21 protein-coding genes and 3 tRNA genes are annotated in these 21,660 nt (G+C 68.9%); 8 read left to right on the top strand and 16 right to left on the bottom strand.

The features are described from left to right. Positions 1-1,255 precede the first annotated feature (1,255 nt). The 5 genes from rsgA to ACWF82_RS15970 form a co-directional block, all read right to left on the bottom strand. On the bottom strand, positions 1,256-2,287 hold the full coding sequence (gene rsgA / locus ACWF82_RS15990; protein WP_452501793.1) for a ribosome small subunit-dependent GTPase A: 1,032 nt from the start codon (positions 2,285-2,287) through the stop codon (positions 1,256-1,258). 195 nt (positions 2,288-2,482) lie between these two features. Beyond that, on the bottom strand, positions 2,483-3,520 hold the full coding sequence (glfT1, locus tag ACWF82_RS15985) for a galactofuranosyltransferase GlfT1 (RefSeq protein WP_452501791.1): 1,038 nt from the start codon (positions 3,518-3,520) through the stop codon (positions 2,483-2,485). Further along, a complete protein-coding gene (wzt, locus tag ACWF82_RS15980) occupies positions 3,517-4,359 on the bottom strand; it encodes a galactan export ABC transporter ATP-binding subunit Wzt/RfbE (protein WP_379079539.1) in 843 nt (280 codons plus the stop codon). The genes glfT1 and wzt overlap by 4 nt, the downstream gene beginning before the upstream one ends. Before the next feature lie 13 nt (positions 4,360-4,372). Next, positions 4,373-5,236 carry a galactan export ABC transporter permease subunit Wzm/RfbD gene (gene wzm, locus ACWF82_RS15975; protein WP_452502007.1) on the bottom strand — a complete coding sequence of 288 codons (864 nt, stop codon included), beginning with the start codon at positions 5,234-5,236 and terminating at the stop codon, positions 4,373-4,375. A gap of 152 nt (positions 5,237-5,388) precedes the next feature. After that, positions 5,389-5,976: a bacterial proteasome activator family protein gene (locus ACWF82_RS15970; RefSeq protein WP_452501789.1), complete on the bottom strand. Its 588-nt coding sequence runs from the start codon at positions 5,974-5,976 to the stop codon at positions 5,389-5,391. An 86-nt stretch (positions 5,977-6,062) separates the two neighbouring features. On the opposite strand from ACWF82_RS15970, the gene ACWF82_RS15965 reads away from it, so the two are divergent. Next, entirely contained in the window at positions 6,063-7,265 is a 1,203-nt protein-coding gene (locus ACWF82_RS15965) for a cysteine desulfurase-like protein (protein WP_378847432.1), read from the top strand. Between the two features lie 72 nt (positions 7,266-7,337). On the opposite strand, the gene ACWF82_RS15960 is transcribed toward ACWF82_RS15965, so the two are convergent. After that, complete coding sequence (locus tag ACWF82_RS15960; protein WP_452501788.1) at positions 7,338-8,339, bottom strand: NAD(P)H-quinone oxidoreductase; 1,002 nt, start codon at positions 8,337-8,339, stop codon at positions 7,338-7,340. A gap of 162 nt (positions 8,340-8,501) precedes the next feature. On the opposite strand from ACWF82_RS15960, the gene ACWF82_RS15955 reads away from it, so the two are divergent. Continuing rightward, a tRNA-Ser gene (locus tag ACWF82_RS15955) sits at positions 8,502-8,586 on the top strand. Between the two features lie 49 nt (positions 8,587-8,635). On the opposite strand, the gene ACWF82_RS15950 is transcribed toward ACWF82_RS15955, so the two are convergent. Next, complete coding sequence (locus ACWF82_RS15950) at positions 8,636-9,586, bottom strand: Lrp/AsnC family transcriptional regulator (protein ID WP_452501786.1); 951 nt, start codon at positions 9,584-9,586, stop codon at positions 8,636-8,638. Positions 9,587-9,670: 84 nt separating this feature from the next. Between ACWF82_RS15950 and ACWF82_RS15945 the strand changes: the two genes are divergently transcribed. Beyond that, on the top strand, positions 9,671-10,543 hold the full coding sequence (locus tag ACWF82_RS15945; RefSeq protein ID WP_452501784.1) for a VOC family protein: 873 nt from the start codon (positions 9,671-9,673) through the stop codon (positions 10,541-10,543). Here the strand turns inward: ACWF82_RS15945 and ACWF82_RS15940 are convergent. Both ACWF82_RS15940 and hisC read right to left on the bottom strand, forming a co-directional pair. Then, positions 10,533-11,636 (bottom strand): nitric oxide synthase oxygenase, encoded by a 1,104-nt coding sequence (locus ACWF82_RS15940; protein WP_452501782.1) that lies wholly within the window; start codon positions 11,634-11,636, stop codon positions 10,533-10,535. The two genes, ACWF82_RS15945 and ACWF82_RS15940, sit on opposite strands and share 11 nt — an antisense overlap. A gap of 193 nt (positions 11,637-11,829) precedes the next feature. Then, positions 11,830-12,906 carry a histidinol-phosphate transaminase gene (hisC, locus tag ACWF82_RS15935; protein ID WP_452501780.1) on the bottom strand — a complete coding sequence of 359 codons (1,077 nt, stop codon included), beginning with the start codon at positions 12,904-12,906 and terminating at the stop codon, positions 11,830-11,832. 87 nt (positions 12,907-12,993) lie between these two features. Here hisC and ACWF82_RS15930 point away from each other — a divergent pair, with 87 nt between their 5' ends. The 3 genes from ACWF82_RS15930 (at position 12,994) to ACWF82_RS15920 (ending at position 14,016) form a co-directional block, all read left to right on the top strand. Beyond that, positions 12,994-13,728: a dienelactone hydrolase family protein gene (locus tag ACWF82_RS15930; RefSeq protein ID WP_452501778.1), complete on the top strand. Its 735-nt coding sequence runs from the start codon at positions 12,994-12,996 to the stop codon at positions 13,726-13,728. A 93-nt stretch (positions 13,729-13,821) separates the two neighbouring features. After that, positions 13,822-13,911: transfer RNA gene (locus ACWF82_RS15925), tRNA-Ser, on the top strand. Positions 13,912-13,943: 32 nt separating this feature from the next. Further along, a tRNA-Arg gene (locus ACWF82_RS15920) sits at positions 13,944-14,016 on the top strand. An 82-nt stretch (positions 14,017-14,098) separates the two neighbouring features. Here ACWF82_RS15920 and ACWF82_RS15915 read toward each other — a convergent pair. The 4 genes from ACWF82_RS15915 to ACWF82_RS15900 all read right to left on the bottom strand — a co-directional run bounded on the left by ACWF82_RS15915 (position 14,099) and on the right by ACWF82_RS15900 (position 17,244). After that, on the bottom strand, positions 14,099-15,475 hold the full coding sequence (locus ACWF82_RS15915) for a serine hydrolase domain-containing protein (RefSeq protein ID WP_452501777.1): 1,377 nt from the start codon (positions 15,473-15,475) through the stop codon (positions 14,099-14,101). A gap of 31 nt (positions 15,476-15,506) precedes the next feature. Beyond that, on the bottom strand, positions 15,507-15,815 hold the full coding sequence (locus ACWF82_RS15910) for a hypothetical protein (protein WP_452501775.1): 309 nt from the start codon (positions 15,813-15,815) through the stop codon (positions 15,507-15,509). Positions 15,816-15,978: 163 nt separating this feature from the next. Beyond that, positions 15,979-16,704 (bottom strand): maleylpyruvate isomerase family mycothiol-dependent enzyme, encoded by a 726-nt coding sequence (locus ACWF82_RS15905; protein WP_452501773.1) that lies wholly within the window; start codon positions 16,702-16,704, stop codon positions 15,979-15,981. Positions 16,705-16,848: 144 nt separating this feature from the next. Next, positions 16,849-17,244: a RidA family protein gene (locus ACWF82_RS15900; protein WP_452501771.1), complete on the bottom strand. Its 396-nt coding sequence runs from the start codon at positions 17,242-17,244 to the stop codon at positions 16,849-16,851. Between the two features lie 85 nt (positions 17,245-17,329). On the opposite strand from ACWF82_RS15900, the gene ACWF82_RS15895 reads away from it, so the two are divergent. Continuing rightward, positions 17,330-18,910 carry an esterase-like activity of phytase family protein gene (locus tag ACWF82_RS15895; protein WP_452501769.1) on the top strand — a complete coding sequence of 527 codons (1,581 nt, stop codon included), beginning with the start codon at positions 17,330-17,332 and terminating at the stop codon, positions 18,908-18,910. Here the strand turns inward: ACWF82_RS15895 and ACWF82_RS15890 are convergent. Beyond that, positions 18,903-19,586, bottom strand: coding sequence for a DUF998 domain-containing protein (locus ACWF82_RS15890; RefSeq protein ID WP_452501767.1), 684 nt, complete (start codon positions 19,584-19,586; stop codon positions 18,903-18,905). The two genes, ACWF82_RS15895 and ACWF82_RS15890, sit on opposite strands and share 8 nt — an antisense overlap. A gap of 142 nt (positions 19,587-19,728) precedes the next feature. Here ACWF82_RS15890 and ACWF82_RS15885 point away from each other — a divergent pair, with 142 nt between their 5' ends. Then, complete coding sequence (locus tag ACWF82_RS15885; RefSeq protein ID WP_268241489.1) at positions 19,729-19,857, top strand: hypothetical protein; 129 nt, start codon at positions 19,729-19,731, stop codon at positions 19,855-19,857. Positions 19,858-19,863: 6 nt separating this feature from the next. Here the strand turns inward: ACWF82_RS15885 and ACWF82_RS15880 are convergent, their stop codons facing one another. Both ACWF82_RS15880 and ACWF82_RS15875 read right to left on the bottom strand, forming a co-directional pair. Then, entirely contained in the window at positions 19,864-20,346 is a 483-nt protein-coding gene (locus ACWF82_RS15880; protein ID WP_452501765.1) for a very short patch repair endonuclease, read from the bottom strand. Beyond that, positions 20,343-21,476: a DNA cytosine methyltransferase gene (locus tag ACWF82_RS15875; protein ID WP_452502005.1), complete on the bottom strand. Its 1,134-nt coding sequence runs from the start codon at positions 21,474-21,476 to the stop codon at positions 20,343-20,345. Before ACWF82_RS15875 ends, ACWF82_RS15880 begins: the two co-directional genes overlap by 4 nt. Positions 21,477-21,660 lie beyond the last annotated feature (184 nt).

The raw sequence follows: 21,660 nt of genomic DNA, 5'->3' as shown, positions 1-21,660 counted from the left end.
TTGGGGTGGTTGTCCGGCGAAGTGGCTTGGTGCGCCTTGGGGTGGTTGTCCGGCGAAGTGGCTTGGTGCGCCTTGGGGTGGTTGTCCGGCGAAGTGGCTTGGTGCGCCTTGGGGTGGTTGTCCGGCGAAGTAGCCCGGTGCGCCCTGCGGTGGTCGGCCGCCGAGCTCGACCTGGGCGCTTCGGGGCGGTTGGTGGCCAGGGGCGGCCTCGTCCTGGGACAAGTGACCGGCCTGTCCGAACGGCGGCTGATCACCTTGCGGGCCCGCGAACCCGTCAAAAGAGCTGGCGCCCACCGGCGGACGCTGCGGAGGCGGGAAAACCGGCTGCGCGGGTTCACCCTGCGCCTGGTCGAAACCTGGTGGCGGTGTGAGTGGTTGACCGAATCCGGGAGTGTGAGGTTGGCCCGGTGGTGGATTCTGCGGCTGTCCGAAGCCTGGCGGTGGCACCGCCAGATGTCCGGGAGCCGAAGCCCCCGGCACCGAAGGCGGTCGGCCGAATCCGGGCGGGCCGAATACGGGAGCGGGAGTGCCAGAGTCGGCGGGTGGTTGGCCGAACCCGGGAGGTGGAGTGCCCGGTCCGGGCGGGCCGAACCCGGGAGCGGGAGTGCTTGGGCCGGCCGGCGGTTGGCCGAATCCGGGAGCGGGGGTGCCTGGGCTGGCAGGTGGTTGGCCGAATCCGGGTGGCGGGGTGCCTGGGCTGGCAGGTGGTTGGCCGAATCCGGGTGGCGGGGTGCCTGGTCCGGGCCGGCCGTATGCGGGAGCGGGAGTGCCTGGGCCGACAGGCGGTTGGCCGAATCCGGGGGCCGGGGTGCCGGGGCCAGGCTGACCGAAACCAGGAGCCGGAGCCCCGTGCCCCACAGGCTGCCCGCCGAACCCGGGCGGCGGCGCACCGGGCCCGCCGAACCCCGGCGGGGGGACTCCCGGGCTTCCGTGGCCCGGCTGCGGGATGTCCGGTCTGTTCACCGACCACTGGTCGCCGGTGTGTGGCCGGATCAAGCTGGGTTGCGGTGTGCCACCCCCTGTTTCGCCGACATCGGAGCGAGCCGGATCAACGGGGTGTGGTGGTGGGAAATCGCCGGGGCTACTCATTCATCCCTCCCGGATAGCGAACCGTGCGCCCGAACCCTATCTCGCTACCGCACCCGCGTCCGCGCGAGCGCAACTCCACCGGATGAACAAGATCACCACGCTCTGGTGCAGGTCGGTACTCGGCCGATGCTCACACCAGAGCGTGGTGATCATTTGTCCAGGTGGGTTAGCGTTGGCCGCGTTCGCGGTACTGGCGGCGGTGTTGTTTGGTTATGGTGCGCCAGGCCTGGGCTCGTTCGGCGGCTAGGCGCTTGTCGGTGCGGGCCGCCATCCATTCGTTCTCCTTGGCGAGTTTGCGATAGCTCGTCAGGCGGCGTTCGGGGAGGGTTCCGTCGGCCAGGGCGGCGAGGACCGCGCAGCCGGGCTCGGTCAGGTGGGCGCAGTCGGCGAAACGGCATTCGGCGGCGAGGGATTCGATGTCGCTGAATGTCTTGCCGATGCCGTCGGCCGCGTCGTACAGGCCGATGCCACGCAGACCCGGAGTGTCGATGAGCGTGCCGCCGCCGGGGAGCGGACGCAGCTCACGATGCACCGTGGTGTGGCGTCCCTTGCCGTCGACCGCGCGAACGGCGTTGGTGGCGAACACCTCCGCGCCGAGCAGGGCATTGGCGAGGGTGGACTTGCCCGCACCGGACGGCCCGATCAACGCGACCGTGCCGGTCAGCACGGCGCTGAGCACATCCACACCGACATCGGCGGAGGCGCTCACCGCGAGCACCGTCGCCCCGGGGGCGACGGCACGCACGTCGTCGAGCGGGATATCCACCGCGGCATCGGCTTTGGTGAGCACGACAACCGGCTGCGCATTGCTTTCCCAGGCCAGGGCGAGCATCCGCTCGATCCGGCCGAGATCCACATCGCCGTCGGCGGCCGTGCAGATCAGCACGGTATCGACATTGGTCGCCAGCACCTGGGCGACCGAACGCCCCGACACCGACGATCGCATGATCGCCGAGCGCCGCGGCAACAGTTGCCGCACAGTCTGTTCGGCGTCGATGCCCACCCAGTCACCGGTGCACAGGCCGGTGATGTCACGCGGGCAGGCGGCGCGGGCGGCTCCGGTGGGTGTCACCACATCGCATTCGCTGCGGTCCATCCGGACGATGCGCGCGGGCACGAGGTCACCGAGCAGGGGGAGGTATTCGGAAGCTACGGCTTCGGTCCAGCCGTAAGGGACGAGACGGTCGTAGTCGACCATGAGGGGAGTCCTTCGTCGGGGCCGAGCCCGACGGCGGGCTCAGCGAGAAGAGTTCGGGGTGAAGTCCACGTCGGCGGTGTGCGTATACACAGCCCGCCGGGGCACGGCAATCCTCACGATCACGGACATCCACCTCCTCGCTTCTTCTCGCTGGTCCACAGACCCTGACACATCGCCGCGGTCCGCGGCAACCGTTTATTTCGGGTCGGGCTTGCCGAACTGCTCGTTGCGGCCGAGCGAGCGCAACCGGAACCACTCACGCAGACCCGCCGGATCGCGCCGGGTAACCAGGAAGAACCAGGAGAACCGGATCCACTCCTGCGGCAACAGCTTGCGCATACCCGGCTGCGACATCAGGTAGCCGCGGTTGCGATAGGTGAAGTAGCGCTTCACCGGATCGTCCGGGTACTGCGTGTGCATCCGGCCACCGAGGATCGGCTTGAACTCCTCGGCACCGTTCGGGTGCAGGTAGGCCGTCTGCAGACAGGTGCCGAACGGCAGCCCCGAGCGCACGAGCCGACGATGCACCTCGACCTCGTCACCGCGCACGAACAGGCGCAGATCGGGCACGCCGATCAGGTCGACAGCCTTCGCCGAGATCAGCGCGCCGTTGAACAGCGAGGCGATGCCGGGCAGGAAGTCCTCGTCACCGAGCTCCGAGCGCAGCCGTCGCCACACCACGCCGCGGCGCAGCGGGAACGCGAGCCGGTCGGGTTCGTCGATATCGCACACCACCGGCGACACCTCGACGAGATTGTGGCGGCGCGCGCAGTCGAGCAGGGTCGCCAGCACCTCGGGGCCGTCGGGGCGGCCGTCGTCGTCGGCCAGCCACACCCAGTCCGCGCCCATCGTGAGCGCGTGCAGCATGCCGAGCGCGAAGCCGCCCGCGCCGCCGAGATTGTGCCGCGAACCCAGGTAGGTCGCCTCGATCGGCTGCTGGGCGACCAGCTCGGCCACCTCGTCCTCGTTGGCGTTGTCGACGACGATCAGGTGGTCGATCGGTCGCGACTGCGAGGCCAGCACCTTCAGCGATTCGGCGAGCAGCTCACGACGCTTGTGCGTGACCACCACACCGATGATCCGCGCCTGCGGGCCGGTCTCGGTGTGCAGGTCGGCCGGCTCGGCACCCGCGGGCAACTCGGCGTCATCGGGCAGCACGGTGGCACTCGCCTCCAGGCGATCGGTCATGCTGAACCCACCCGGCACCGGCTTCCCGTGATCGTCACCGCTCATGCCTGGTTCTGCTCCAGTTCTCGTTCGCCGCCTGCGCCCGCTGCGCCCTCGGTCTCCAGCTCACGCAGCACCTGTGCCACGTGATTACCCGCGTCGGGACCCTCGTACGCTCGCACAACTTCCTCGATCCCGCCCTGCAGCCGGATCTGGCCGTGGTCGACCCACATCGCGGTGTCGCACAGCTGGGCGAGGAATTCGTTGGAATGGCTGGCGAAGACGAGGATGCCCGAGCGTGCGACCAGCGACTGCAGCCGCGTGCGCGCCTTCTTCATGAACTCGGCGTCTACCGCGCCGATGCCCTCGTCGAGCAGCAGGATCTCGGGGTCGATCGAGGTGACGACACCCATCGCCAGCCGCACCCGCATACCGGTGGAGTAGGTGCGCAGCGGCATCGACAGGTACTCACCGAGCTCGGTGAAGTCGGCGATCTCGTCGATCTTGGACATCATCTGCTTGCGGGTCTGCCCGAGGAACAGGCCGCGGATGATGATGTTCTCGTAGCCGGAGATCTCCGGGTCCATGCCGACGCCGAGATCGAAAACGGGCGCCACCCTGCCACGGATGCGCGCGCTGCCGCGGGATGGTTCGTAGATGCCCGACAGCAGCCGCAGCAGTGTCGACTTGCCGGCGCCGTTGTGGCCGACCAGGCCGACCCGGTCGCCTTCCTTGAGCGACAGGTTGATGTCGCGCAGCGCCTCGACGACGACAACATCGGAGCTGTTGCGCCCGATCGCGCCGCCCGCCTTGCCGAGGAACGCCTTCTTCAGCGACCGCGACTTGGCGTCGAAGATGGGAAACTCGACCCACGCCTGCTGGGTTTCGATACTCACACGGCTCATCGGGAGTCTGCTCCTAAACCCAGTACGGGACGCGGGCACGGTACTGCTTGAGCGCCAGGATCGCGACGACCCAGCCGACCACCGTGATCGCGCCGACGATCGCCCAGTGATGCCACTCCGACGGCTCGCCCAGCAGCGGCGCGCGCACGATCTCCAGGTAGTGGAAGGTGGGCACGATCTCGATCAGCTTGGCCCGGTCGCTCATGCCACCGACCGAGTTCTCCAGCGCCTTCGTCGACCACATGACGGGGGTCAGCACGAACAGCATCAGCGTCATCGAGCTGAGGATCGGGGCGATGTCGCGGTAGCGGGTGGAGAAGATGCCGAACACGATCGACACCCACATGGCGTTGAGGAACAGCAGGATGATCGCGGGGAAGACCAGCAGGATCGACCAGTTCAGATCACGCCAGATCGAGAACGCGACCACAAGCAGGGCGTAGATCGCCGCGTTGTGGATGAAGAACAGGAACTGCCGCCACACCAGCCGGTACACGTGCACGCTCAGCGCCGACGGCAGCTGTTTGATCAGCCCCTCGTTGGCGATGAAGACATCGGAACCCTCGAGAATCGAGGCGCTGATGACGTTCCAGACGATCAGGCCGACCGTCACATACGGCAGGTACTCGCTGATCGGCTGATTGAGCAGCGTCGAATACAGCAGGCCCATCGCCAGCGCCTGCAGCCCGGTCGCGATGGTGATCCAGAACGGGCCGAGCACCGAACGGCGGTACCGCTGCTTGATGTCCTGCCAGCCCAGCGACAGCCATAGCTCGCGCTGATGGAAGCCGTCGCGCATGTCCTTGAACGCGCGCTTGAACGTCTGCGAGTCCGACACGATCGGCGGCGCGACCTGGGCCGGTTCGGCCTCGGTCACCGGGGAGTTGTCGTCGGAATGCACGGGGCTCTCTTCGGTACGCGCGTCACTCCGGTCGGAGACCGAATCGGGACGAGCGGCAGCTGCGGGCACGGTCCCCGACCTTACAGTGTCGGCCCCTGGCTGGTGCCGGGTGTGCGACGGACGATCGCCTACAGGTACTGCCCGCCGCCCACGTGGCCACCGGCCTTGTGATCACCCGCGTGCATGCCGGGCGGCAAGGCGCCCTGACGCATCTGTTCCAGCTGCGCGCGGGCTGCCATCTGCTGGGCGAACAGCGCGGTCTGGATGCCGTGGAACAGGCCTTCGAGCCAGCCGACCAGCTGGGCCTGGGCGATCCGCAGCTCGGCGTCCGATGGCACCGACTCGTCGGTGAACGGCAGGGTGAGCCGCTCGAGCTCCTCGCGCAGTTCGGGGGCGAGGCCCTGCTCGAGCTCGCGGACCGAGGACTTGTGGATCTCCTTGAGCCGGGTCCGGCTCGCGTCGTCGAGCGGAGCCGCCCGCACCTCCTCGAGCAGCTGCTTGATCATGGTGCCGATGCGCATCACCTTGGCGGGCTGCTCGACCATGTCGGCCAGCGACTCACCCTCGTCGGCGCCGTCGGTGGCGGGCTTCTCGTCGTCGGGCACGACCTGTCCGGTGAACGTGGAACCGCCGTTCTGGTCGGCGGGCACGGTGACCGGGCGGCCGTCGGGACCGATCACGACGATGGATTCCGGTACATCCTCCGAGTGCGTCATATCCCCATCATTGCGTGTGTGCCGGGTTCGCGCTAAAACCCCGACGCGGTTACACCGGGACGCCCGCTGCCCTTAAAGTGGCCACCATGACTTATGACGTCGCGAGGGTTCGGGGCCTGATACCGTCCCTGGGCGACGGCTGGATTCATCTGGATCCGCAGGCTGGGATGCTCGTTCCCGATTCGGTATCGCGTGCCGTCTCAACGGGTTTCCGCACCTCCTCGTTTTCCCACATCGGCCGCCACGGTGCGGCGACCCGCAGCGGTGCGATCCTCGACGCCGCGCGTGCGGCGGTCGCCGACCTGGTCGGTGGAGATCCGGCCGGCGTCGTGCTCGGACCCGATCGCGCGGTGCTGCTGGCCTGGCTGGCGGAATCGCTGAGTTCCCGGCTCGGTCTCGGCACCGGCATCGTGCTGTCCCGGCTCGACGACGAGGCCAATGTCGCCCCGTGGCTGCGCATCGCCAACCGCTACGGCGCGCACGTGCGCTGGGCCGAGGTCGAGATCGAGACCTGTGAGATGCCGTCGTGGCAGTTCGAGGAGCTCATCGGCCCGACCGCGCGCCTGGTCGCGCTCACCGCGGCGTCCCCGATCGTCGGCTCGGCGCCCGCGGTCCGGGTGGCCGCCGACCGGGTGCACGACGTGGGCGGATTACTGGTCGCCGACGCGTTCGGCGCCGCACCCTACGCGCTGATCGACATCGACGAACTCAACGCCGACGTGGTCGCGCTGAGCGCGCCGTCCTGGGGCGGCCCGCAGGTGGGCGCGCTGGTGTTCCGTGACCCGGCGTTCCTCGACCGCATCCCGTCGATGTCGCTCAATCCCTATGCCAAGGGTGCTGAACGGCTCGAGGTCGGCGGGCATCAGTACGCGCTGCTTGCCGGGCTCACCGAGTCGATCGATTTCCTCGCCGGGCTCGACGAACGCGCCCGCGGCACCCGCCGCGAACGGCTCGAGATGTCGATCACCTCGCTGCAGGACTACCACGACCAGCTGTTCGACCACCTGATGCAGGTCCTGGAGAAGGTCGAGAACCTCACCGTGATCGGCCGCGCCTCCACCCGCATCCCGACCGTCAGTTTCACGATGGCGGGCATGCAGGCGGAGAAGGTCGCCGCCAAGCTGGCCGACAACCGGATCGGCACGGTCTCCGGCGTGCACGGCGGCAGCCGATTGCTGGATGCGCTCGGTGTCAACGACGAAGGTGGCGCTGTCACCATCGGTCTGGCGCCGTACACGACGCGTTACGAGATCGACCAGCTCGGACGCGCGCTGAGTTCGCTCGAATAGCCTGCGCCAGCTGTTCGCCGAAACGGTCGAATTCCCGACGACCGCGGCGAGGGGTGAACGCCCGACGCGGTGTCAGTCGCGGACCCGCAGGACCACCTTGCCGAAGGTCCCCGAATCGTCGAGCAGTTCATGCGCACGGCCCGCCTCGGTGATCGGCAGCTCGGCGGAGATCACCGGCACGATCTCGCCCGCGGCGACCCGCGGCCACAGCTGTGCGCGCACGGCGGCGACGACCTCGGCTTTGCTGCCAGCCCCGGTGCGCGGCCGGTTGCGCACATTCGTCGCGTGCACCGTGCCCCATTTGCGCAGCAGCGTGGCCAGGTTCAGCGTCCCGGTGACACCGCCCTGCATGCCGATGACCACCAGCTGACCGTGCGGCGCGAGCGCCTCCACATTGCGTTCCAGGTACAGCGCGCCCATGTTGTCGAGGATGACGTCGGCGCCCGCACCACCGGCCGGTGACGGCTCCGCCGCGATCTCGGCAACGAAGTCCTGCGTCCTGTAATTGATCAGCAGCTCGGCCCCCAGCTCGGCGCACTTGGCCAGCTTCTCGTCCGACCCGGCCGTCACCGCCACCCGCGCCCCGAGCCGCCGCGCCACCTGAATCGCGTGCGTCCCGATCCCGCCGCCGCCACCGTGGATCAACACCAGCTGCCCCGGTCGCAGCCCCGCGGTCATCACCAGGTTCGACCACACCGTCGTCGCCACCTCGGGCAGACCCGCCGCGGCGACCGGATCGAGCCCGTCCGGAATCGGCAGCAACTGCGTCGCGGGCACCGCGACCAGCTCGGCGTACCCGCCGCCAGCCAGCAGCGCGCACACCCGATCCCCGACCTGCCAATCCCGCACCCCGTCCCCGAGCGCGACGATCGTCCCCGAACACTCCAGCCCCGGCACCGAACTCGCATCGGCGGGCGGTGGATAGAACCCACGCCGCTGCAACACGTCGGCCCGGTTCACCCCCGCCGCGATGACCTCGACCAGCACTTCCCCCTGGCCCGGCTCCGGATCGGCCGTCACGGTCCACTCCATCACCTCGGGCCCACCGAACCCGTTCAACTCGATTGCGTGCATGCTGTCCCGCCTCTCCGCGTCTTCTGGCCAGACTCAGGTGCGTGGCGAGGTGCTCGGCGTCCGGCGGTCGGGTATGTGGTCGGGTAAGCCGGTACCCGGCGAGTTACCCATGTACGAGCGAGATCAGTTGTCGCTGATGCGTCCGCTACCATCTCACTTTAGGGAGACGTGGCAGAGCGGCCGAATGCACTCGCCTTGAAAGCGAGCATGGGTAACACCATCGGGGGTTCAAATCCCTCCGTCTCCGCTCAAACTCCTCGTCCAACGCCTGGATCGAGGTCTGGCCGACGCCCGGATCAGACGACCGGAGCGGCCCGTTTGGCGATGGCCGTGATCGGCACCGGCTCCACGCGCTGGAGACCTGCGAGCGCCCCGATCGGACCTGCGACATAGTCGAACAGGGCGTTCGCGTCGCGGCATACGACGATGACGATCACGTTGTGCGGCCCGGTGATTCCGCCGACGAAGGCAGCCTCCTGATGCGTCGACAACGTGCGGGCGGCGGCGACGAGCTGGCCGGGCGCGATGGTCATCCACAGAATCGCCTGCACCGGAAAACCCAGCACCGCCGCATCGATCTCCACATCGAACCGCAGCACACGATGATGGCGGAGCTCGTCGACGCGCCGCCGCACCGCGGACTCCGACCAGTCGACCGCGCGCGAGAGCCGCGCGTAGTCGGCTCGCCCGTCGACGGCGAGCGCGGGCAGCAGCCTGCGGTCGAGTTCGGTCATCGCGACCGTGTCCGGCCGGTCGGTCGTCGCCGGCGCGAGGGCGGTGACCTGCTCGGTGCTCAGCGCCGAAGTGCGGCCGTGCCAGCGGCGTTCGGTCAGATGCCGCAGCAGCAGCTGGACGTCGACCGAGTCGACCTGGGGATGCCGGGCCAGCGTGTCCAGCGGTGCCGACGACGCGGCGTCGACGCGAAAGAAGCACGTCACCTCGGTGCCTCCGGACAACACGGTCACCCACGACGTATCCGCCCGCCGCGCCAGTGCCCGCGCGAGCGCGGCAGCGCCGCCCGGCCGGACCCGGATGCGAACCAGCCATTCCGCGTGCCCGATCCGCCGACTGTCCGCGACCCCGGTGACCCGGGCCAGACCGTGCGCCCGCAACCGCGCGAACCTGCGCGCCACCGTCCGGTCGGAGACGTCGAGCACCTCCGCGATCCGGCTGAACGCGGCACGGCCATCGACCTGCAGGGCGTGCAGCAAACCCAGATCGACGGTATCCAGCCTGACCGAATCCACCAGATGAGCCTAGGACGTGTCGGATTCCGGCGCAGCGGCCTCGATTCGACGACCGGCGTCCGCGGCCGAACCACGATCGGCGTCATGACAGCAGACATCAGCGGCATCCACCACGTCGGCATCCTCACCAGGGATCTCGACGGCCTGGAGAGCCGATACCGCTCTTTCGGCTTCACCCTCAGCCCGCGTTCCCGCCATCTCCTCGGCGCCGAGCCCGGCCGCCGGCCCGTCGAAGGCTGCACCGCCAACCTGTGCGCCCTCTTCGGCGATTCCTATCTGGAACTGCTCGGCATCGTCGACGAGTCGGCGCCCGACCCGTGGCACACGAAGGCGATGGCCGACGAGTACGAGGGCCTGCGCCTGCTCAACCTCGAGACGTCCGACGCAGACAAGGCCGACCGCCACCTGACCGAGGCGGGCCTGCGTACCTCCGGCGTGCTCGAGCTCGAACGCGATGTCGACACCGAGGACGGCACCCGCACCCTGCGGGCCCGCGCCGTCCACCTCGATCCACGCGCCACTCCCGAGACCTACCTCGGCATCGCCCAGCACCTGACCCGCGAATACGTCCACCAACCCCGCTACCTGCGCCACGCCAACGGCGCACGCGGGCTCGGCGCGGTGCTGTTCGCCGTCGAGGACACCGCGTTCGCCGCCGTCGCCGACCGGTACCGCGTCATCCTGGACCAGACACCCGAGTACGAGGGCCCGCTCACGCTGTTCACCGTCGGCCCGGCGCGGCTCGAACTCGTTCGGGCGAGCGACGCGGGCGATCTCCTGCCCGGCGAGCCCGCGCCGGCCGCCTCCTACCCGGCCGCCTTGACCATCAGGGTCGACGACGTCGGCGCGGCACGCGAGCTCGTCGAAGACGGTGGCGCACCGACGATCTCGACCGCGGACGGCTTCTTCGTCTCGGCCCGCGACGCCTACGGCGCAGGCCTGTTCTTCACCGCGTGACCACCGAGTCGTCGACGCGCTTGACGAAGTTGGGGCGGATGTCGAGATCCGGCGCGTCGTAGTAGCGGTGGAAGGTGGGCGTGAGCACCGCGGAGATCGGCGGGTTGACCCAGCTCCAGTCGGTGGGGCAGCGCCGGCCCGCGGCTTCCTCGCGCTGGACGTGATCGCAGAACTGCTTGGCGACGGTGTGGTGGTCGACCATGTGCACCCCCGAGGTCCGGAAGCTGTGCAGGACCGCGTGATTCAGCTCGATCAGCGCCTTGTCGCGCCACAGCGTGCGCACCGACGAGGTGTCGAGGCCCATCATGTCGGCGATCAGCGGGAGCATGTTGTAGCGGTCGGCATCGCTGAGATTGCGCGCGCCGATCTCAGTGCCGACGTACCAGCCGTTGAACGGGGCGAACGGGTAGGTGACGCCGCCGACCTCCAGATCCATGTTCGAAACGGCCGGTAGCGCATGCCATTTCAGGCCGAGGGTGGCGAACCAGGGATAGTCGGGGTGGATCAGGTCGACCTCGCGGACCAGCTCGCGCGGAACGTCGAAGTACCGCAGGCCTTCCCCTGGCGTGCTGATCAGCACCGGCAGCACGTCGAAGGGCGTGCGCGCGCCACGCCAGCCGAGGGCCGTCGCCTGCTCGGTGGCGGCGATATTGGCCGGATCGCCGGTGACGGTCCCGTCCCCGTTGGGGTAGCCGGCGTAGCGGATCAGCTGCGAACTCACGATCCGGTACTCGCCGCCGGGTTCGGACTGCGGGCCGACCGTGATCATCGATTGGATCGCGCCGCCGTTGGTGGCCAAGCGCAGATGCTGCCAGCACGCTTCGGAAAGCTCTCGCGCGGAAGTAACTTGGCGTGCGTCGAGCAGTTTGAGCGAGCGCCAATGTTTGCGTCCGACGCAGCGAGCGTGATTGCGCCAGGCCAATTTCGCGCCGATCAGGATTTCCTCGGCGGTCTGCCGGTAGGTGCCGGTTTCGCGGAGTTCGGCGAGCGCGCCGAGACGTCGCTGGAGGGGTAGATGTCCCAGCTCGGGGTGGCGGAAGAACTCGTCGCATTCGCGTAGGCGCCGATCGAGGCCGGTACCGTGCTCGCTCACCGAAGTGACTGTGGTGGAAGCTTTTTCGCAGACAGCAGGGTGAAAGCGTTGGTTCACGGTACATCTCCGGTCAGGCAGCTTCGAACACCGAGACTAACTGTGCGCCAGCCTACGACCGGTGTGCTGGCAGTGTGCTCGAAATCGCGCTGATCCCACCGCGACTGACGTCAAGGCATGCTGACCGTGCGCTGACCTAACGGAATCGGGCGGCCGTTTCCGGTGCCGTGGCGAACGCGAGGAATTGCTCGTTCTCGTGCGGATCGCCGATCGTCACCCGCACACCGTCACCGGCGAACGGGCGCACCAGCACGCCCGCGGCGGCGCTGGCCTCGGCGAAATCGGTGCTGCGCGCACCCAGCGGCAGCCAGATGAAGTTGGCCTCGCTCGACGGCACCTGATAGCCGGCGGTGAGCAGCGCGTCGCGCACCTGATGCCGGGCCGCGACCAGCACATCGGTCCGGTCGAGGAGTTCGCCGCGCGCCTCCAGCGAGGCGATCGCGGCCGCCTGCGCCACCCGGTTCACGCTGAACGGGATGTGCACCTTCAGCAGCGCGGTGATCACCTCGGGATCGCCGACGGCGTAGCCGACACGCAGGCCGGCCAGGCCGTAGGCCTTCGAGAACGTCCGCAGGACAACCACATTCGGCCGGGAGCGGCCGATCTCGACACCGTCGGGCCTGGTCTCGGGAGTCAGCCGCAGGTACTCGTAGTAGGCCTCGTCCAGCACGACAAGCACGTGCGCGGGCACCCGGTCGAGGAACCGCTCCAGCTCGGCGCGCCCGTGCGCGGTGCCGGTGGGGTTGTTCGGGTTGCAGACGAAGATCAGCTTGGTCCGCTCGGTGACCGCGTCGGCCATCGCGTCCAGATCGTGCAGGTAGCCCTCGGCCAGCGGCACCGGCACCGCGGTGGCGTTACCCACCTGGGTGACGATCGGGTACGCCTCGAACGAGCGCCACGCGAACACCACCTCGTCGGTCGGCGCGTCGCAGGTGATCTGCACGAGCTCCTGGCACAGCGCGACGCTGCCGCAGCCGACGGCGACATTCGCGACGGTCACGTCCAGGAAATCGGCCAGCGCGGCCCGCAGCTCGGCGACCTGGTTGTCCGGGTACCGGTTGGACTGCTCGGCCGACTCCGCGATCGCCTTGGCGGCGCTCGGCAACGGCCCGAAGGTCGTCTCGTTCGACGCGAGCTTCACCGCATCGGGGCGGTTGCGGCCGGGAACATAGGCCGGGATGGTGGCGAGGTCGGGCCGGATGCGCGCTGTCACGCCTCCACCCTAAGTGAACGCTGTTTCCGGCCGCCGAGGCCTGGTCGGAACCTACCCAAGGCCGACTGATCGGCCTACCCTGGACCTATGTCGGGCACCTACGCCGATGTCGCTCCGCTGCGGGCGACGGAGCCCACCGCCGACAGCGCCGCAGGCACCGCTCTCGCTGCGACGCGTACCTCGGTGCCCATCACCGTCGTCGAACCGGAGCGGGTCGCGCGCGGCGGCATCGTCCTGCTGCACGAGTCCCGCGAGTTCTCGCCCCAGCTGCTCGACCTGATGCGATCGCTGGCGTTCGAGGGCTGGATCGTCGTCGCGCCCCACCTGTTCGACCGGATCGCCGACGACCAGGTGCACGAGGTGTTCGGCGAGGAACTCTTCGACGACTTCGACGCAGGCTTCGACTGGCTCACCCGCCGCGGCGTCTTCCCCGACACCATCGGGGTACTCGGTTTCGACTCCGCGGGCACCGCCGCCTTCCTCGTCGCCACGAACCGGCCCATCGGCGCGGCGGTGAGCGTGGCCGCCGCGGGCATCTCCGAGCCGCTACCCGACCAGGAAGTCGCCCTGGTCGACATCGCCGACAGCCTGCAGGCGCCCTGGCTCGGCCTGTTCGGCACCGACGACCCGGCCACCCCACCCGAGGCCGTCGACCGGCTGCGCGACGCGACCGCGCGGGCGAATGTGGCCAGTCTCACCATCACCTATCCCGGCCTCAGCCACCGTGCCGACCGACCCGATCCGGACGACGACACGGACAACGCCATCCGGATCGATTCCCAGACCCGTATCTACGACTGGTTCGACAGCAACTTACGCTAGTTGACCAGGCGTTTTGGACTACATGAACTGCTCGTGTAATCTTCATTCCCGGCGGTTCGACAAGGACCGGTGCCCTCGAAAGAGAAGGCTCCAGGAGGCGTGCCAGAGCGGCCGAATGGGACTCACTGCTAATGAGTTGTCCCTTCACGGGGACCGGAGGTTCAAATCCTCTCGCCTCCGCCACACCCGGTTCGCCGGGTACAACTGAAGACCATGCGCCCGTAGCTCAACGGATAGAGCACTTGACTACGGATCAAGAGGTTAGGGGTTCGAATCCCTTCGGGCGCACAACAATCCGCCTCCTATCGGTGCAAACCGGTAGGAGGCGGATTTTCGTTTGCGGCGGCTTGTTCCGCCGCGTCGGCGGGGATCAGGGGACGCGGGAGAAGAGGCGGCCTGCGAGGTCTACGCCGGTGATCGTGCCGGTGGTGTCTCGGCTGAAGTAGCCGCGTTGGCCGGTGAGGCCGCCTTCGGTGACGAAGTATTCGTCGTCGGGGCGCAGGCCGAGGTCGGCGAAGGGGAGGTCGTCGGGGAGTTCGGTGGTCGACGCCGCGCGGATTTCGGGCTTGATCTTGGCGTCGATGGACACGGTGGCGCCGGAGTCGGTGATCGTGAGGCGCATCATGTCGTTTTCGTAGATGCCTGTGATCTCCGCGGCGCGGGTGGCGTCGTAGGGGAGGGGCTCGGGGGCGCGCTCGACGAGGCCGAGGTAGTGCTCGAGCGCCCAGCGCAGGACGGCCTGGTTGAAGGCCAAGCCGGCGTCGGGGCCCGCGTTCGACAGGGCGACGACGGCGAAACGGCGATCGGGCACTGTCAGTAGTTCGGCGAACTGGCCGTAGCCCGAACCGCCGTGTCCGACCGTGCGCACGCCGTCGACGTCGCGCAGGAACCAGCAGATGCCGAAGCCGTCGCCGAGGGAACTGGCCCGCAGTGGTGCCGTCTGCTCGCGCATGCTGTGCAGCAGGGCGGCGGGCAGCAGGGATTCGCCGCCGGCGGTGTGGCCGTCGCCGAGATGGAAACGGGCCCAGCGCAACTGGTCGGCCACCGAGGAGGCCACGCCGGCGCCCGGATTGTTGGCGCGGTTGTCGCCCCACTGCCGCAGTACCGACAGTTCGCCGTTGTCGTCGGCCGTATGGCCGACGGCGAACCGGTGGGGCAGCACCTCGGCGGCGGTGAAGAAGCTGTGCCGCAGGCCGATCGGGTCGAACAGCAGGGTGCGGATCGCTTGCTCGAAGGTGAGCCCGGTGACCTTCTCGATCACCCGGCCCGCCAGGCTGTAGCCGGACTGGCTGTAGGACGCCCGAGCGCCCAGCGGCGCGATCACGGGGAGCTCGGGCAGGCGGTCGACGAAGCGGGCCAGCGCGTCGTCACCGTCACCGGTCTCGGCATCCAGTTTCCAGTCCAGGCCCGCGGTGTGGTTGAGCAGGTGGCCGACGGTGACCTCGGCGGCGAGCTGCTCATCGGCGAGGGCGAGCTCGGGCAGGTACCGCCGCACCGGAGCGTCGAGTTCGACGCGGCCGTCGGCGACCAGCCGCAGCAGCGCGGTCGCCGTGTAGCTCTTGGACACCGAGCCGAGCTGGAAGACGGTGTTCTCGTCGACCGGCAGCGGGTTGTCGATGCTGGTCACCCCGTGGCAGGCGGTGAACTCGGCGCCGTCGAGGGTGATGCCCACCGCGGCGCCCGGGATGCCGTACTCGGCGGCCGTCGCGGTGACGAAGGCGGCCAGGTCCTTGTCGAAAGTGCTCATGATCGCGTGTCTCTCGTCGAATCGGGTCGGGTCAGCGGGTCAGCGCGGCGGCGGCGCTCGCCAGCTCGCCGTGGTAGCCGTCCAGTCGAGCCACGGTGTCGGTCATGGCCTTTCGGGCATGCCGATCGGCCGCCGGGCTACCCCAGTCGCGCTCGGAGCAGGCCACCGTGTCGCGGATCTCGGCGACCCGCTCGGCCGCGGCCGCCAGTGCGGGGGCGACCTTCGCGGTCCGCTGGGCGACGACGGCGGGGTCCTCGTCGGCGGCGCCACCGAGTCCGGCGCGCACCGCGCGGACGGGCAGGACGACGGTGCGGTGCAGGTCGAGGGAGGTGGCGTTCATGGTGATCTCTCTTTCGTTTCGTACGCTGTTCGCGTTGTACGCACACTGTACGCACAACCGAACAGTGTGCGCAACAGGGAACATTGTTCCGAGAGGGGGATACAGCGCGCGCGGCCTGTCCGAAAGAGACGGGCCGAGCGGGTGATTCAGGTACTGACCCGCGCTACTTCCAGGCGGGCAGCGGTGGCAGCGGGCCGGTGAGGTCGGCGCCGGTGGACCGGCCGAGGAGCCAGGCGAGCAGGGCGGAGGACGGGCCGAGGACCGTATGGTGCGGGCGGCCGGGGCCGACGGTGGCGATGAAGTCGGTGTCGGTGGCCTGGATGTCGAATGTCGGGGTGGCGTCCGGGATCATCTTCGCCGAGACGTCGGCGATGGCTTCGGGGAGCAGGCGGGCGACGAAGGCGGTGGGCCAGTCGGCGGGGGTATAGCCGACTCCGAGGTCGACGTGGTGGATCTCGGTCTCACGCAGGCGCATCCACGGTATCTGGTCGGCGGTGAGCGAACCGCCCTGCCGGTTGCGGACCACCACCTGCCAGTCCGCGGCGGGCATCGTGGTGGCCACGGCCTGCCAGCGGTGGGCCGAAGCGGTGAAGTCGGCGTGCTGGACGTCGAGATGCCGCGGCGCGCCCGCCTCGATGTCGGCGTCGCGGATGGCGGCGCCGGCGTACTGCGGAATCTCGATGCCGGTGCGCGCCCACAGCAGCAGGTTCAGCAGGCTGTCGGCGTTGCGCGACATGTGCGCGACGACGTGTCCGCGAGTCCAGCCGGGCAGTTGGGACGGCTCGCGCAGCTCGGCGTCGGTGAGCGCACCGATCGCCGCGTCGAAACGGGCGGTGGACGCGGCGACCTGGGCGAGCAGGTCGGTGGGAATGGTCGTTGCGCTGGTCACGGGTCCGAGCGTAGTTGCCCGGCCGGGTCGGCACCGGCGTTCACGACGGTGTCGGCGCCGGCCTGTGGATAACCGTGAACCTGTGGATAACTGGGGAATTTTCGCGTCTGACGCCAGGGGCGGCGACCGGCCGCGTGTGACTATTCAGCCGGCGACGATCGCGTCGGCCTCGATCTCGATCAGCAGGTCGGGGGCGATCAGCGCGGTCACCTCGTACATGGCGGCAGCGGGGCGGATCGTGCCGAATACCGCGGCATGTGCGGCGGCGACCTCGGGCCAGCGGGAGATATCGGTGACGAACATGCGGGTGCGCACCACATCCCGCAGGCTCGCGCCCGCTTGCTCGAGCGCGGTGGCGATCCGGGCGAGCACCTCGGTGGCCTGCGCGCCGATGTCGTCGCCGCCGACCGCGCCACCGCCGGGGACGGCAGCCGTCGTCCCACTGACCATGACGTGATCACCGACCCGCACCGCCCGCGAATACCCGACGACATCTTCGAAATCGGAGGCAGAGGAAATGTTCACCCGAGTTGTGGTCATGGCAGCCAGAATGGTGCACCGAGTGGTGGATGACAATTCATTTGCCGGTCGGCTGCTGGTCGGTTCGGCGCGGTACGCAAGGCAGATGAACGCACGTCCAGGTTTCCGTTTCCTCCCGCTCACCGCGGCGCTGTGCGCGGCCGCTGTCGCCGCGGGCTGCTCGACGCCCGGTTCCGACGCAGACTTCACCGTGAGCAAGGACCAGCCACTGGTCATCTCCCTCGACGACCTGGTCGCCAAGGCGGGCAAGAGCGCGGTTCTCGGGGTGAGCCTGGAGCCCGAGCACGGCAATCTGACCCGGCGCACGGACGGCTCCTACGTCTACACGCCGATCGCCGGCTACACCGGTCTCGACCAGTTCAAGGTCACCACCACCGACGCGGTTCGCCTGTACACCAACGACATTCCGGTGCTCGGCGAGTACGGCGGTACTACGGTGCAGGGCAGCGGCTTCGGTTCGGCATGGACTGCGGTGCCGGGCAGCACGGACGAGTTCTACGGCCTCACCGACCGCGGCCCCAACGTGGACGGTCCGGCGAAGAACGAAAAGCTCTCGCCCACACCGGACTTCGTGCCCAAGATCGGCCGGTTCAAGCTGGAGGGCAACAAGGCGGTTCTGCAGTCGAGCATCGAACTGCGTACCAAGTCGGGCGTGCCGTTCAACGGCCAGGTCGACACCGCGGCCAGCACGGGGGAGACGATCAGGGACCTGCAGGGCACGGTGCTACCGCCCACTGATCACGGCCTTGACCCTGAGGGTCTCGTCGCCCTGCCCGACGGCACCTTCTGGGTGTCCGACGAATACGGCCCGTTCCTGGTGCATTTCGATGCCAATGGCACCGAGATCGAGCGCCTCTCGCCCGGTAGCGGCCTGCCGAAGGAGATCGGGCTGCGCTCCCCGAACCAGGGCATGGAGGGCCTGACCGTCACACCCGACGGCAGCACGCTGGTTGGCGTGGTGCAGAGCGCGCTCAACACGCCCGGCTTGAACGGCTCGGCCAAGGAGGTGCCGTTCGCGCGCATCGTCACCGTCGATCTGAAGACCAAGGCGCAGAAGGAATTCCTGTACCCGCTGGAGAACCCGAAGCAGAACAAGGTCGCGGTCTCGGAGATCACCGCGCTCAGTGCGACCACCTTCCTGGTCGACGAGCGCGACGGCAACCTCGCGCCCAAGTCGGACAAGAAGATCTGGACCATCGACATCGCAGGCGCGACCGATGTCGGCCCGCAGTCGGCCGTCCCCGGCGCGACCTACGACGCCGAGAAGGGTGGCCTGCAGATCGACGGCAAGCCGCTGGAAACCTTCGTCGGTGTCACCCCGACCGCGGACGCGGTCGCCGCGCTGACCAAGGTGGGCATCACCCCGGTAGCCAAGCAGAGCAACCTCGACCTGTCGGCGCTGGTCGTCGCCCTCGACGAGAAGGGCCGGTTCTTCGGCCACGACAAGATCGAGGGCATCGCCACCACCGACGGTGGCAAGACGATCTACATCGCCAACGACAGCGATTTCGGCCTGGCCGCCAGCCAGGGTGAGCAGCCGCCGTTCGGCCTGAAGCCCAAGACGCTGCCCAACGGCGTGCAGGACAGTGGCGAGGTGCTGGCGGTCGACACCACCAAGCTGCCCGCGAAGCTCGACGGCTACACGGTGCGGATCACTGTCAAGTAGTCCACTCCCCGGCCTCGACGAGCACCGCGGCGGCCAGCGCGAGCAGCCACAGCGACATCGAGCCGACCTGGATGCGCTGGGCGATGCCGAGGGCGTACGAGCCGGAGAGGTTGTCGGCGACCAGCATCCAGATGGTCGCCGCCGACCCGACGACGAGCACGACCACACCGAACTCGCGCAGGATCCACCAGCGGTGATAGCGGTAGGCGGCGGCGCTGAACGCGAACGCCGCCACCGCGATCGAGGTGACGGCCAGCGTGCTGGTCAGCGCGTGCGGTTGGTGCAGTTGCGGGAACAACCCGCCGCCACACGCGCTGACCGCGGGGTCGCAGTCGCGCAGGGGAAGCATCGCGTCAGCGATGGTCGACGCGCCGAAACACACCAGGGCCACCCAGCCGACGGTGGTCAACCGGCGACGACGGAACACCAGCAGCCCGCCGATCGCGGCCGGGATCAGCAGCAGGCCGACCAGCTTGTCGGCGGTGGCGAACACCTCCCGGTAGGGCTTGCCCTCCGCGTCGAGTTCGCTGAGGAAGGAGTTCACCGGATCGGCGTGGATCGGCAGGACGAACTCCAGCACCCAGGACGAATAGCAGAGGCCTGCGATCGCGATCGCGACGGCGATCAGCAGGGGATAGCCACGGGGTATCCGGGTGGATGCGGGCACATCGACCATTGTGCTGCCCGGCGGAGACCACCCGGCCGTTCGCGCGGATCGGGCGCGTCGCACGGTGCGCGCGTGGTTTCATCACAGCGCACACAGGTTGTTGTCAGGTTCACCGGGCAGGGTGGTGTCGTTACCAACCGGGAGGTCTTCGATGAGCTACGTGATCGCACTGGCCGGCTTCGCCATGTTCTTGGCGATGGCGGTCTCCGGCTATGCCGCGGCCAACGCGCCACGGTCGCTGGTGCGGGTCCGAGTGCGGAGCAACCCGGGTCGTCGCTGACCCACGTCAGCCGGTCGGACCCTGTTCCTGACCGGGTGCGCGTTCGCGCACCAGCGCACGGATATGTTCGGCCGCTACCTGGGGATCCTCGTGTTCCCACACCCGCACGACCCGCCAGCCCGCTTCGATCAGCGCGGCATCGGTGGCTCGGTCCCGTGCGACATTGCCGGCCAGTTTCTCCGCCCACCACTCGGCGTTGTTCTTCGGATCGGTCGCGTGTTCCGGGCACCGATGCCAGAAGCAGCCGTCCACATAGACGGCGATGTGCAGCCGGGGAAAGACCACGTCGGCGCGCCGCCGCAGGCCTTTGATGGGCGCGCGGTCGACAAAATAGCGCAGGCCCGCGCGATGGAGTTCGCGGCGTAATGCCAGTTCAGGGTTGGTGTTGGCGCGCTTCTGGCGAGACATGCGCGCACTGGTCGCCGCGTCGGTGACGGGCTTGGAGACCGACGGCGAACGATCCCCGTCCGGAACCCGCCGCGCGTTCATGCCGCCCAGCCGCCCATGCGGTCGAGATGGTCGCGCACGTCGTCGAGGAAGCCGGGCGGGAAACGCAGATTGCCCATCTCGGTGCGGCGCAGGAACCCCGCGGTGGCGCGCGGCGAGAGCAGTCGCGGCTCGGTGAGGAAGTTCTTCAGATCCTCGTACGGCTCGTGCACCGGCCAGGTCGACAACGGCACCCGATGCACCACACCGCCGCGCCCCCAGGCCGCGGTCGGCCAGGGTGATCCCGGTCGCAGCGGTTCCCCCACTGTCAGGGGCTCGGACGGCGCGGCCAACCGCTCGCCGACCCAGTTCGCCATCCGCACGCTGACCGCATTGCCGACCAGCTTCCACCGATGACCCTGCCGGACACCGGGCACATCGAGCGCGGGCGCGGTCCACTCGGCGTCGAAACCCTGCAACCGCTCACCGTCGACGATGCCCGGCGTGACGATCTCGCCCGCGGGCAGCCGGACCGCGGGCGGACTGGCGATGCCGAGACCCGATCCGCCCTTCAGCGTCGGCACCGCGTTCACCGCCCAGCCGAGACCACGCACACCCTCGGTCCAATAGAAGCCGCACGGATCGCGGTCCGCGTCGCCGTACTCGCGCGGGCCCGCGTCGTCACCGAAGAGCACCTCGCGCGGATCCTCGGTGCGCGAGGCCAGCATCAGCACCCGCTGCCGCCGCTGCGGTAACCCGAACGCGCGGCCGTCGACGACGCGATAGGCCCACATGTATCCGAGTTCTTCCAGCGCACCGGTGATGTGCCGCATGGCCGCGCCACGACCGAGCTGCAGCATGAACGGGACGTTCTCGATCAGCAGCCACCGCGGCCCACGCCGGCGGCGGACCAGCCGGAACACCTCGTCGACCAGGCCCGAACGACGTCCGGTGATGCCCGCGGTCCGCCCGGCCTGGGAGAGGTCCTGGCAGGGGAAACCGGCGGCGACCAGCTCGGTGCCCGCGGGCAGGGAACGCAGGCGGGTGATGTCGCCGTGCAGCGGAGTCTCCGGGAAGTGGGCAGCGAGCACGCCCTGCGCACCGGGGTCGATCTCGCACAGCAACTCGGTCGACCAGCCGTTCCTGCCGAGGCCGAGTTCGAGCCCGCCGATCCCGGCGAACAGCCCGACCATCCGCGTCAACGACCCCTCCTGTGCTGGTTGGAGCGCTCGCTACTCGCGCTTGCCGCGCATTGTATCGAGGAAAATCAGTGGCTCCCGGTGGCGGTCCGGTGGGACTCTTGATGGGCCGACTTGTCGGACCCCGGTGCGAACATCACCTGGCGTCCGTTCCGGAAACAACCATCCACCGGACACC

Source organism: Nocardia sp. NPDC055053, from assembly GCF_053608285.1.
This window is presented reverse-complemented; position numbering and strand designations above follow the sequence as displayed.

What these genes read in the sequence shown, in the direction of transcription:
- rsgA (WP_452501793.1), bottom strand. Translation starts at nt 2,287, where the DNA reads ATGGTCGACTACGACCGTCTCGTCCCTTACGGCTGGACCGAAGCCGTA.
- glfT1 (WP_452501791.1), bottom strand. Translation starts at nt 3,520, where the DNA reads ATGAGCGGTGACGATCACGGGAAGCCGGTGCCGGGTGGGTTCAGCATG.
- wzt (WP_379079539.1), bottom strand. Translation starts at nt 4,359, where the DNA reads ATGAGCCGTGTGAGTATCGAAACCCAGCAGGCGTGGGTCGAGTTTCCC.
- ACWF82_RS15970 (WP_452501789.1), bottom strand. Translation starts at nt 5,976, where the DNA reads ATGACGCACTCGGAGGATGTACCGGAATCCATCGTCGTGATCGGTCCC.
- ACWF82_RS15965 (WP_378847432.1), top strand. Translation starts at nt 6,063, where the DNA reads ATGACTTATGACGTCGCGAGGGTTCGGGGCCTGATACCGTCCCTGGGC.
- ACWF82_RS15960 (WP_452501788.1), bottom strand. Translation starts at nt 8,339, where the DNA reads ATGCACGCAATCGAGTTGAACGGGTTCGGTGGGCCCGAGGTGATGGAG.
- ACWF82_RS15945 (WP_452501784.1), top strand. Translation starts at nt 9,671, where the DNA reads ATGACAGCAGACATCAGCGGCATCCACCACGTCGGCATCCTCACCAGG.
- ACWF82_RS15930 (WP_452501778.1), top strand. Translation starts at nt 12,994, where the DNA reads ATGTCGGGCACCTACGCCGATGTCGCTCCGCTGCGGGCGACGGAGCCC.
- ACWF82_RS15915 (WP_452501777.1), bottom strand. Translation starts at nt 15,475, where the DNA reads ATGAGCACTTTCGACAAGGACCTGGCCGCCTTCGTCACCGCGACGGCC.
- ACWF82_RS15910 (WP_452501775.1), bottom strand. Translation starts at nt 15,815, where the DNA reads ATGAACGCCACCTCCCTCGACCTGCACCGCACCGTCGTCCTGCCCGTC.
- ACWF82_RS15900 (WP_452501771.1), bottom strand. Translation starts at nt 17,244, where the DNA reads ATGACCACAACTCGGGTGAACATTTCCTCTGCCTCCGATTTCGAAGAT.
- ACWF82_RS15895 (WP_452501769.1), top strand. Translation starts at nt 17,330, where the DNA reads ATGAACGCACGTCCAGGTTTCCGTTTCCTCCCGCTCACCGCGGCGCTG.
- ACWF82_RS15890 (WP_452501767.1), bottom strand. Translation starts at nt 19,586, where the DNA reads ATGGTCGATGTGCCCGCATCCACCCGGATACCCCGTGGCTATCCCCTG.
- ACWF82_RS15885 (WP_268241489.1), top strand. Translation starts at nt 19,729, where the DNA reads ATGAGCTACGTGATCGCACTGGCCGGCTTCGCCATGTTCTTGGCGATG.
- ACWF82_RS15880 (WP_452501765.1), bottom strand. Translation starts at nt 20,346, where the DNA reads ATGAACGCGCGGCGGGTTCCGGACGGGGATCGTTCGCCGTCGGTCTCC.
- ACWF82_RS15875 (WP_452502005.1), bottom strand. Translation starts at nt 21,476, where the DNA reads ATGGTCGGGCTGTTCGCCGGGATCGGCGGGCTCGAACTCGGCCTCGGC.